The sequence below is a fragment of the Peribacillus sp. NPDC096540 genome (assembly GCF_050278525.1).
In the GTDB taxonomy this organism is placed as follows: domain Bacteria; phylum Bacillota; class Bacilli; order Bacillales; family DSM-1321; genus Peribacillus.
This window is the reverse complement of record NZ_JBNNTG010000041.1, coordinates 26,247-37,472: the sequence shown is the minus strand read 5'-3', so window position 1 is coordinate 37,472 and position 11,226 is coordinate 26,247. Positions and strand designations below refer to the sequence as shown.

Here is an 11,226-nt window from a genome sequence, read left to right as displayed (position 1 = left end):
CCCCACGGGCAGGAACGTTCTACCCCGGCTACCGTTATCATATATCGATATAAAAAATGGTCAACCAGAAATTTCTGGCTGACATTATAATACGATCGGGGCAGGATAGTTCAACAAGATATATATATAATTTAGTGGTAAAGTATATATAATATGGTGATAAAAAGGTAATTAAAGTGAAATTATTAGTGTTATATTACTAAAATGGCTAATTATGTCATGATAAAAATGTTAACTTACATACAACTATACATAATTAGATATACAAGGAAGGTGTTATTATCAATGGAAATCAAATCGATTGTTTTACAGACTAAAAGTTTAATGCAAATGAAAAAGTTCTATATTGATACGTTAGGATTTTCTTTAGTTAATGAGGATAAGAATAGCTTTCGAATTGCTGTTGGGACAGGTGAATTTGAGTTTACAACAAAAAATGTAGAAAATAACCCCTATTACCACTTTGCTTTTAACATACCGGCTAACAAATTTTATGAAGCAAAATCATGGGTAAAAGAAAGAGTAGATCTACTTGTTGAAGATGGGCTAGATGAAGCTAATTTTGCTCATTTACCAGCCCGTGCTCTTTATTTCTATGATCCTTCTGGTAATATAGTAGAATTTATTTCAAGATATGAAATTTCTGAAGAGAGTATTGAGCCTTTTTCGGTTAAAAGTATTTTAAACATTAGTGAAATAGGATTAATAGTAGAAGACACTATAAGTGTAAGTGAAAAATTAAATGAAATTGGTGTGATCGAGCGTGACAATAGTACAATAAGTAGACAATACCTTAATTTCATGGGTGAAAGAAGGAATGGAATATTTATTATTCTAGCCCAGCCAGGGAGAAGATGGATATTTTCTGATAAAACATCTGCCATATATCCTCTTGAGATTACATTAAAAAATAACAATAAAATAATCATCAAATCCAATAATGAATTTCAGATAAATAGAAACGAGCACAAAGGAGAGGTATTTTCTGAAACGTAATATCTGTTAGAATATCAATTATTCAGTATTAAACTTTAGAAAAGAGAGTTTTTTGTTAGACAAAAGATTACTATCCTTGTTGAGCTAAGAGGTGCTTTACTTCATTACCAGGAGCTGATCATCAACTCTTTTTCTTATGGAGCTAAAGGGGCAGATTAGTTGAATAAGAATTTTTGGATAATTATAGTAAATAAAAGTGGGAATAAGTATCCAAAATGATAAATTGTTAAGATTACCTAATTAGGGTAGTGAAAGGTTGTGAAATAACTGTAGTACTATCTCAGGTTTTATGATGGCAGAAAAAGGGGCTTATAAATAACTTTTTCTTTAGCTAACGAGCGCAGTCCTCTAGTAAGGATAGCACCTATAAGCATTGGTATTATTGCGGAATCAAAATCTATCGGTTTCGGCTTAGCTATGCTTGCTATTGCCTATGCATTTGCTGGAATTATTCCTGCATTGTTTATCCGAGAAAAAATGTATGATCCATTTGAAAATAAAGCAAATGCTTCCACAGAACGAACAGAAAGCGCTTCTGGAAATCATTCTGCGTGAGTAGTATAATCAGTTCTTCTATGAACTTTACAAGTGTTTTAGGGGATTTTCGCTCTTCTGAAAAGGGTGTCAACTGTTATTCATAGAGATTCATTGGGAGCAACGTTTTATAGAACAACACCCTTATGTTAATCATTAATGACCCGTTCGTAAAAGTTGACTTTTACAAAAACGGGTATTTTTGTTTTGACAATACTTTTTCTCATTCACCTTAATAGTGTGTCTGGTTGAGTGGTTGACAATGTAAGGAATATGGTCTTGCATATATATCATACGATGAAAGTAGCCCTTCGTTTTTTGATTTGGGCAGGCTAGGTGAAAAAAGTGAATAAACAATCACATTAGGTCAATTCTATATACAAGAATGATAAAAAGGAGATTACATCGTGAAGCCATATGAAATAAAAAATATGATTATTGATGACGAGTTTGATGGTGAAGAAACGGTTACAGCTGATTTTACTCACAATGATAAAGATTATAGCATTACTTTTAATAAAGCAGATCTTGAAATAATTAATAAATGGGTTTTTGAGGATGGTTCATCTCTTCCATCAAATTTATCAGATACTATCATTGAATCAATAAGGGAAGATATTAAAAAGAGAATCTAGTCATATGAACTAGATCTTTTTTGTGGTCATTTTCTTGGTCGAAGAAAAATTGAGCCTAGTTTATATTGATGATAAAAGATAATGAGGTAGGAAAAAGTGATTGCAAAACAAAGAAGATTTTAATGTTTGAAGGAAATTGGCAAAATTGTTGCCTCCATTAGAGATAAATTGGTACAAAAAACAATTCCTGATATAACGACCAAAGAACTTGATGATATAGCTAGAGAGCTTATAGAGAAAGCAGGGAAGTTTCAGCTCAAAAAGGTGGAGTAGTGAGATGCAGAAATATCGTAAAGCAAATATCGATGATATTGAGTAAATTGATTGATTTTAGAAAAAACAACTAGTCGATGAGGGGATGAACCCGATATAAAACATCGATATTGAACTTTATACTTTCATTAAAAAAAATGGCTATTTTCGTTAAATTGTTCCTTTTAGAAATTGGATTTATTAACCAGGTCTCTAAAAATTTTACTGTTTATTTTCATCGTATTATTCACTTATGTTTAGCCCTCAATCGCACTAATTTTCTTTTGTGAGTTTTTATTGCTGTTTCTTTACCTTTAAGGCTTCTAGTAATTACTCCATCGCTTTCTATTACAACCAAATTTTTGAATCCACCTTGATAATTCTTATAAGTGATAAACATAGTAACCATCCTTTCTTAATTGATAATAGTTGTCTAATGTTCACTATCATCTTGCTTAATAATTATAGTCCGTGTTTTTTAAGTTTGTTTAAAAAAACTGTAAACATTGCGAAAACAGCCTTAAAAATAAACTTATCGAAAGTAAATAGATAAAGAATTTAATACGATAGTGTTTAAATAAAAAATCGTACAGAAACGGAGGACTAAAAAAATAAGAGCCTATTAGAAAGGCTTATGGCTATGTCACAAGAATAAATGAGGACAAACCACAACTATTAGTGTTCCAACATTCTATTCCAGAGGCAGGGATACAGATACCCGAAGGTACAGTAAAGCCAGAGGAAAACACTTATAATGCGGTAATTCGAGAAATTGAGGAAGAAACAGGGTTAAAAAATGTTGATGTTGAGGCTACTTGCACAAGATTATTGGGAAAGTGATGATGGGACTATTCATTAGCAATTTTTTAATAAAATAAATGTATCAGGTGTTCCAAATGAATGGATTTACCAACCAATGGGTGGTGGAGGAGGGATTAACCTACCGTTTCTTTTGGATATCCTCCCAAGAAGATGTTGTACTAGCAAGAGGACACGGAGATTATTTAACCCGTATCTTTACTTGATACCTAAATGAACTAACGATTCACAGCACCGAAAGTTAAGATTATAGAATAGGGTATTTTTATTGTAGTAGTAGTATTAATTAAATAAATAAATATCACAGCCAATACGAAAGAAGAAGTTGCAAAGGCTAACCAGACCGACTTTACATATTTAGTAATCGTTCCAATTAGAAAAAACAGAAGATTAAATAATAGTGAAAAGTAAATCCATTCTCTTATGGGGAGTACAGGAAGAAAGATTAAGGATATGAGTAAAGAAAGAATCAATAGGTACTAAAATTAATGTTCATTTTAGCCCCTCCTCGGATAAGAACCTTTTACCCAGGTTAATGGGGCTTTAACTTAATGTAAATATTGTTGTGCTAACGGGGCAGATTAGCGACATAAGCTCCCTGTAACTTTCCAGCCAGGTCTGCTTGACACGACACCAATTAATGTCCTATTATAAATCGGACACCAATCGGAGTCTTTTCATCATGCGAGAGTAAGGGGATGGTGATTTTGACCGATACAAATAAAATGAGGGATGTGTATGTTGCCGACCCGACTCGACGTGAACTGATTAGTCTATTGGCAAACGTAGAGGAATTACCTCTTCACGTCCGCCTTAACCGATTCAAGCAAGCTTGCCAAGTGGGTCATGGTAAATGATTAAAGGTTGATGAATATTCAAGTAAAGCCAAAAAGTGACAGAAAGAATTGGAGAAATTAAGAATGATCATTCTTGACTGTCAGCTATCGAAAAATTGAAGAGGGGTGTTTCTTGATGACAAATAGTAGAATGAATCTTAAGGTTGATGAATTTTTAAGTAAAGCTAAAAAGTGGAAGGAAGAATATGAGAAGTTGAGAAATATCGTTCTTGACTGTGAGCTGACCGAAGAATTTAAGTGGATGCATCCTTGTTACACGTTTGAGAAAAAAAACATAGTTTTAATACATGGATTTAAAGAATATTGTGCGTTTCTGTTTCACAAAGGTGCCTTGTTACAGGATGCCCATGGGATTCTAGTCCAACAAACGGAGAATGTACAGGCGGCGCGCCAGATTCGGTTCACCAATGTTCAAGAAATAGTTGAAATGGAAACCATCTTGAAAGCCTATATTTATGAAGCCGTTGAAGTTGAAAAAGCCGGTTTGGAAGTGGATTTTAAAAAGAATACAGAATTCATAATTCCTGAAGAACTTCAAAATAAATTCGATGAAATCCCTGCCTTGAAAACTGCTTTTGAAGCATTGACGCCGGGACGGCAAAGAGCATACATTCTTTATTTTTCTCAACCCAAACAATCCAAAACTCGACAGTCAAGGGTTGAAAAATGTATGCAGCAAATTCTCAATGGAAAGGGATTAAATGATTAGAGGCACTTATGTACTTGATGATAGGAGAATAAAACTAATGATATTATGGAAAATAAAGAAATTGACAGGACACCAATTAGTATCCTATAATAAAGACACCAATTGGTGTCCGATTTAAAGGGGGGGTGATTTTGAACGATAAAAATCAAGAGCGTGATGTTTATGTAGCCATCGCTGACCCAACAAGACGTAAATTGCTACGTTTGTTGGCTGATGCAGAAGAGGTACCTCTTCACGAATTAACCGCTCAATTTCAAATGGGTCGTACTGCTGTTTCTAAACATTTGGCTATCCTTAAAGAAGCTGGTCTAGTTTCCGACCGTAAAGTTGGTAGAGAAACAAGGTATCGGCTGACTGCTGCCCCTTTAAGAGAAATTCAGGATTGGGTATCGTTTTACAGCAAATTCTGGAGTGGAAGAGTATTACTTTTAAACCAAATATTACTGGAGGAACAAAAAATGAATTTAACAGTATCACAAGATTTTAATTTTAAGAGCCCGATCAATAAGGTGTGGAACGCTTTAACAGATTCGGATACTCTTGCAAAATGGATAATGGAAAATAACTTTAAACCAATCGTAGGACATAAATGTCAATTCCGAAATGAGCAGTGGAATTTAATTGTAGATTGTGAAGTATTAGTAGTGGACGAGCCTTATAAGTTATCTTACACATGGGTAGGTGGTCCGATAAACACTATAGTCACATGGACATTGAAGCAAGAGGATGGAACAACCTACTTACATCTTGAACAAACAGGGTTCGAAAAAGAAGATCAAGCGTTCAATGGTGCGAAATATGGTTGGGCGGAAATGGGCGAAGAACTTAAAAAAGTGTTAGAGGAAATGTAAGACCAAACCTCTGAACCTGTTTTTTAAGTATTAAGCTAACGTATAGGAAAAAGCAAACGGCTCAGTATAGGACTGATCCGTTTGCTTTTTTAGTAAAAATATTGATACAAAACACAATTACAAATTCAGATGCAATTTTGATTACAATTTCGGTTTTTGATTGAGATTGTGAAGTATTACACTTAAACTAATGGGGTGCATATGTTGAAGATCCAGCTGCCGAACCGGGCTGCTTTTTTATATTGAACTAACGGGGCAGTAGAGCTCAATAAGTGACAAAGTAGATTGGGCCTCTTGAAAATTCAGGTTGAGTTAAACTAAGTGAAAAATGGGATCATAATTATTTGATCCCATTTAAGATTATTTCTGTACTGGGTAAACTGCTTCGAAGTATGGTTGAGAAGAGTATGGTTTTACCATACATCTGCGATAATGTCAGGGTCACCTTCTGTACCAGGTTCAATAAGTGTCGCAATTGATAAGTGACCAACATAAATTCCTTGCTCTTTTAGGATGTTGTGTAAATTAGTTGCGTAGTTGCGAATACCAGCCATGACAATTCCTGCGTTACCAAGTTGAGGAATTGGATGCATTGAGGAAATACCTGTTGTGAAAAGAATTGCACCAGCGCCATTTTGTTGCATACCTGGTAATACGCTTTGAACGGCTTCGATCGCTGGTAATAAGTAATAATTAATTTGTTCTGTCATATTTTTTGCAGTTACGTCTAATGTGGGAATAAATGATTTCGGTCCTGGATAGGGACTGAATTCAAGTACATTGATATTATTAAAATCTGCATTTGCAGCTTCTAACGCTTGTTTTAATTGTTCTAAATTTCGTAGATCTGCTAAATAATATTTGGACTCAATATTTAAGTCTTTTAATTCTTTAACCATTGCTGATAACTTTTCTTCGTTACGTGCGATAAGTGCCACGTTAAATTGTTCCGAACCAAATTTTTTAGCGATTGATAAACCTAAACCAGGTCCTGCACCAATAATTGCAATTGTTTTCATTGATTATAACCACCTTATTTATTAGAATTAAAACAACGTGTGTTGCTTTAATTTAATTGTAAAGCAGGGAATAAGATGAAACAACCAACAACAATAACAGTTTGTTGTGATAAGGAGAATTAAAATGAAAGTTCAAAATATCCGAAGGACACCAACAAGGAAAGCAATTGTAGAGGCATTTATGGAACTTGTAAGGGAAAAAGAATTTGAGAAGATAACAATAAAAAATATTACAGAACATGCAAATATAAATCGAGCCACTTTCTATGCTCATTTTGAAGACAAATATCAATTGTTTGATGAAATGATAAAAGATTCAGCAACTGAAATGATTAAAAAGTATACAAAAGAAGTAAATACATGGGATGAAAAGCAAATAGAGTGTTTATTCCATGCCGTTTATGAATATTTAAAGCAAGTGAAAACTGAATGTCCATATAGTTATCAAAATTTATTCCCATTATTACGAGTGAAAATGCTAAATGCTTTAAAAATCTATTTAGAATCAGGTTTCCAATTGAGTGAATGTAATCAAGTAAATGAATTTAATACTTTTTTATATTCAAGGATTTTATACGATGCTGCTGAGCTATTAGTAGTTGAGAAAACTAATTTATCTCAAATAAAAATTGTTGAAGAGGTATCTATGCTAATATTAAATAACTAAGTATAAAAGTTTGCGAATAAATGTACTTAAACAAACGGGTGCGTTAGCTGAAGATATGGAGTGAATGAGAAAAGACCCAGCAAAACATGGTGGGCTATTTTTTATCGAGTATTTAGGACTCTTTTTAGAGAGGGAGTTAAATTTTGGATAAACGTGTGTATTTATTGGCGATTGTCTCGTTTGTTGTCGGGATGGTTGAATTAATCATTGGCGGTTTACTAGATATTGTCTCGAATGATTTAGATGTGAGTCTTGGGCAAGTGGGTTTCCTTATGACTGTTTTTTCCCTTGCATTCGCGTTAGCAGCGCCTATATTGTTAACAGTAACACAAAGAGTTGAACGAAAACGGCTAACTTTAATTACTTTGTTTATTTTTTTTATAGGAAATGTCATTTCTGTTTTCAGCCCCTATTATAGTATTCTACTTGTTGGGCGTATCATTGCAGCTTCTAGCGGTTCATTGCTTATTGCTTTATGTTTAACGATGGTGCCAAATATTGTAACTGAACAATACCGTGCAAGGGCGATCGGAGTTGTTTTTATGGGAGTCAGTGCCTCTCTTGTGCTAGGGGTACCAATTGGATTGATGCTTGGAAATGCTTTTGGCTGGCGGGCACCCTTTATCATGATCTCCATCCTAACCTTAGTTTCGATGGCGGGGGTGTTTTTCTTTCTGGAAAGAATGGCACCCAAGCCTTCTATTCCAATTGGAAGACAATTACGTACATTAAAAAATCGAAAAATTTTACTTGCTCAGGCAACTTCCTTTGTCATGTTGGCGGGTCATTTAACACTATATGGATACTTAACTCCATTTTTAAAAATGAAACTAGGCCTTGATGGAACATGGGTTAGTATTGTCTATTTAATTTTTGGAATTGCAGCTGTAGTTGGCGGGGGAATTGGAGGCTTTTTGGCTGACCGTTTCGGATCAAAGCGTACTATAATATCTGTCATTATCTTTTTTGCGGTTTCAATGTTATCAATCCCTTATACAACCTTCTCTTTACCGCTTTTCCTAATCTTGATGGTCATATGGAGTATGTTAAGCTGGGCGATCACACCAGCGATGCAAAGCTATCTGATCGAACTGTCACCAGAAACTTCGGATATCCAGCAAACCTTAAACAATTCGGCTGTCCATATGGGTATTGCTTTTGGTTCATTTATTGGCGGAATTGTCATTGAGCAAACCTCTGTCGAGTTCAACCCTACAGTAGGTGGTGTGCTCGTCCTTATATCCTTAGGAACAGCTGCTCTTTCTGTCATGAGTTATGGTCATCAAGAGTTCAAAAAAAGCTGATTTCCCTTTAGAAATCAGCTTTTTTTCATTAATAATGTCTTAGTGATTTTTTTCCTTTTTACTGACGGCACCTGGGGATACCAGCGTCCGTGCAACCAGGGGCAAAGTAAATCCAATTTTGTTTATAAAGTCAAATGTACGTACTCCTAAGAGAGGCTTCAGGGGAATATGAAGTCTTTTTGTCATGCTTAACCCGTTTGCAAAAGTACACTTTCTCGAACGGTGCAATCCCTCCCCAAAACAGCCCTTATTTACGTAATAAACCATGTCCATCAAATTTTAAAAGCTGAATAAATTAAGAGGCAAATAAAACATAATTTAAATATTGACATTAGTATCAGAAGTTTAGAGTGGGAAGATTATATACAAGCTGTTGATAATGGTGATTACGATATGTTATACGAAACATGGCATACTGAAATAGGAGATGTAGGCTACTTTTTACTACCATTATATAGTAGAGGGGCTTTTAATACTCCAAATTATAATAATAAAGATTTTAGATGAGATACTAGAAAAAGCTTTAAATGAAGAATCTGTTGAAAAAAACATACACTTTACAAAAATGCTGAAAAAAAACTAATAGATGAAATGGTGGTCATTCCTTTATTTTTTGATTATCATTTTTCTTTATTTGATTCAAATATAAAACAAATTAATCTTTCAAAGACCGGAATTCTTCATATCGAAACAATTAAATTATAATTTTTGAAAGGAGGTGAAAATATCAATAAAGTTATAGAAGAAAAGGAAGTAAGAGAAAATATTAAAATGAAATCTGAAGTGAGTAACGTAGAAAAAATCAAATTACCTCATGAAACAAAAACCCCAAAAAAATTAACAAAAGTTGTAACATCTAGACAAGTTTCAGAATGGTATATAGAAATTTAAACTTGAATTCTATCAATACATTATAAAATCCTCCCTTATTTTTTTGATATAGGGAGGATTTTTATGAGGTTGGAATAAGAATATATACAATTTGTAAATAAGGAACTTTGTTTACCTACAACTTTAAGAGTTGAGAAAGGACATGAAATGAATAAAGATGGACTTGTATATGTTCATATCAATTAGATATTTCGATTTCGGGCAATGCGGTTTTTTGTTAAAGAAATGGAAGTAGAAGTTGAATAAATAGGGGCTAGACTCAAATATTCGGCTTCCGAAATAAAAAAGTAACCTTCAGTAATGGGAACTGAAGGTTACTTTTTTCGTTTCTTGTCCATATCAAAAACGATCGTTTTTGATATGGATCTACCCTTTATTTCTCTATTCAGCAATCGGGCCATTTAGTTTAATAAATGCATGTGCAAATTTAGATGCTTTTAAATCATTTTATTAAGATAAAGAACAGGTTTGTTAATAAAACTCAATTTAGAGGCATCTTTTTAGTAATATCGAATATAAAAATAAAGGTTAATCAAATAAATAAGAGGTGAGGAAAGATAGGAATATTCATGTCAAATCCTATGCAAACTGATTGAAATGATGTTGTAGGACCACCTACCAAATTATTTGAAGGAGAAAGATGGCTTGTGATTACAAGTCTGATTGGATTTATACTTGCAACGGTCATCGCTATTTTTATCTATTTTCGCGGCCCCATTATTTTACCTTTTGCAAGACTAGGAACTCGTAAAAGGACGATGATACGGTGGCTTTTTATCATAGCAACCATATATTCCTATACAATTGAAACTATTCAGAACTTTCGAGGCTTTAATCCACGATTTTCTCGTGAAGGAGATGTCGTCGATAAAATTGCTAGAATGCTATTTGGGTTGTTGCGCTATTACTTGTAATTTTAGCTATATTGCGTACTGTTCAGTTTTTTAGAATGAAATATCCTTATGAACGTCCAATGCTTATAATAGGAATTCGTTATGCATTTCTCCAACTTTGCTGGTATATGGAGGATCTTGCTTCAAGACCGATTTACAGGAGATGCAGGGAATTTAAGCGTATTACACGGAATTGTATTTCATGCCTTACACATTAATCTTGCCAGGATGGCTTTTAGAAAAAGTAAAAGTGAATATCCGTTTAAAAAATTGTTGATCTATTATGGCAGTATTGCTTGGATGCTTTCGATTATACTGATAGGTTTCCAAACTGCATAAGGTCGCTCTGTATTTGAACTAACTATATTACCGATCCTTTCGAGTATTTTGTTATTCCTATGGCTTGGAATATTGATCGTTTCATCTGTGCTTTATAAAAAAATGGAAAACAAATACTTTACCAACAGATCAATTTACACCTATTGAGTGAATAGTCATTTTACTCAATCGGAACAAACGAAGGTGCTTTAGTGCAACAAGGATTTCAAAAAAAATCAAGCTTTTTTGTAAAGAAGTTAATCCATTACATTAAATAGGAGCATGCTTTGATCAATCTTTTTTCAAAAAACGTATTATTATCGTAGCGATAGATCAACTATTGATGAGTACTTTTAATCAGACTTTTTTATAAAGCTACAACAATATCATTTGCCCGAATCACATTCATTAAATTCTATAGACCTTGACGGTCTTTCACTGTACCTTGGTATACATTTTAACAAGGATTGCTTTTTGTTAA

12 protein-coding genes and 1 pseudogene are annotated in these 11,226 nt (G+C 33.7%); 12 read left to right on the top strand and 1 reads right to left on the bottom strand.

Features of this window, described 5'->3' with window-relative positions; translation table 11 throughout:
* Positions 1-285 precede the first annotated feature (285 nt).
* From ACQKMR_RS24400 to ACQKMR_RS24365, 8 genes and pseudogenes are all read left to right on the top strand, one after another.
* Positions 286-996, top strand: a complete 711-nt coding sequence (locus tag ACQKMR_RS24400; RefSeq protein ID WP_427699606.1) for a VOC family protein — start codon at positions 286-288, stop codon at positions 994-996.
* 941 nt (positions 997-1,937) lie between these two features.
* Entirely contained in the window at positions 1,938-2,165 is a 228-nt protein-coding gene (locus tag ACQKMR_RS24395; RefSeq protein ID WP_427699605.1) for a hypothetical protein, read from the top strand.
* Positions 2,166-2,291: 126 nt separating this feature from the next.
* On the top strand, positions 2,292-2,438 hold the full coding sequence (locus ACQKMR_RS24390; protein WP_427699604.1) for a hypothetical protein: 147 nt from the start codon (positions 2,292-2,294) through the stop codon (positions 2,436-2,438).
* Positions 2,439-3,095: 657 nt separating this feature from the next.
* The gene (locus tag ACQKMR_RS24385) at positions 3,096-3,257 is read left to right on the top strand and encodes an NUDIX domain-containing protein (RefSeq protein ID WP_427699603.1); all 162 of its coding nucleotides are present in this window, start codon (positions 3,096-3,098) and stop codon (positions 3,255-3,257) included.
* A gap of 686 nt (positions 3,258-3,943) precedes the next feature.
* Positions 3,944-4,093, top strand: coding sequence for a hypothetical protein (locus ACQKMR_RS24380; protein WP_427699602.1), 150 nt, complete (start codon positions 3,944-3,946; stop codon positions 4,091-4,093).
* A gap of 115 nt (positions 4,094-4,208) precedes the next feature.
* Positions 4,209-4,802, top strand: coding sequence for a YdeI/OmpD-associated family protein (locus ACQKMR_RS24375; RefSeq protein ID WP_427699601.1), 594 nt, complete (start codon positions 4,209-4,211; stop codon positions 4,800-4,802).
* Positions 4,803-4,933: 131 nt separating this feature from the next.
* Positions 4,934-5,257 (top strand): annotated as a pseudogene (locus ACQKMR_RS24370) (ArsR/SmtB family transcription factor); the annotation flags it as partial.
* Between the two features lie 3 nt (positions 5,258-5,260).
* Complete coding sequence (locus tag ACQKMR_RS24365; protein ID WP_427699609.1) at positions 5,261-5,653, top strand: SRPBCC family protein; 393 nt, start codon at positions 5,261-5,263, stop codon at positions 5,651-5,653.
* A 413-nt stretch (positions 5,654-6,066) separates the two neighbouring features.
* On the opposite strand, the gene ACQKMR_RS24360 is transcribed toward ACQKMR_RS24365, so the two are convergent.
* On the bottom strand, positions 6,067-6,672 hold the full coding sequence (locus ACQKMR_RS24360) for an SDR family NAD(P)-dependent oxidoreductase (protein WP_427699600.1): 606 nt from the start codon (positions 6,670-6,672) through the stop codon (positions 6,067-6,069).
* Between the two features lie 124 nt (positions 6,673-6,796).
* On the opposite strand from ACQKMR_RS24360, the gene ACQKMR_RS24355 reads away from it, so the two are divergent.
* The 4 genes from ACQKMR_RS24355 (at position 6,797) to ACQKMR_RS24340 (ending at position 10,766) form a co-directional block, all read left to right on the top strand.
* The gene (locus ACQKMR_RS24355) at positions 6,797-7,339 is read left to right on the top strand and encodes a TetR/AcrR family transcriptional regulator (protein ID WP_427699599.1); all 543 of its coding nucleotides are present in this window, start codon (positions 6,797-6,799) and stop codon (positions 7,337-7,339) included.
* Positions 7,340-7,482: 143 nt separating this feature from the next.
* Positions 7,483-8,643 (top strand): MFS transporter, encoded by a 1,161-nt coding sequence (locus ACQKMR_RS24350; protein ID WP_427699598.1) that lies wholly within the window; start codon positions 7,483-7,485, stop codon positions 8,641-8,643.
* Between the two features lie 1,538 nt (positions 8,644-10,181).
* A complete protein-coding gene (locus ACQKMR_RS24345) occupies positions 10,182-10,448 on the top strand; it encodes a hypothetical protein (protein ID WP_427699597.1) in 267 nt (88 codons plus the stop codon).
* Positions 10,449-10,565: 117 nt separating this feature from the next.
* Positions 10,566-10,766 carry a hypothetical protein gene (locus ACQKMR_RS24340; protein WP_427699596.1) on the top strand — a complete coding sequence of 67 codons (201 nt, stop codon included), beginning with the start codon at positions 10,566-10,568 and terminating at the stop codon, positions 10,764-10,766.
* The last annotated feature ends 460 nt before the right edge of the window (positions 10,767-11,226 follow it).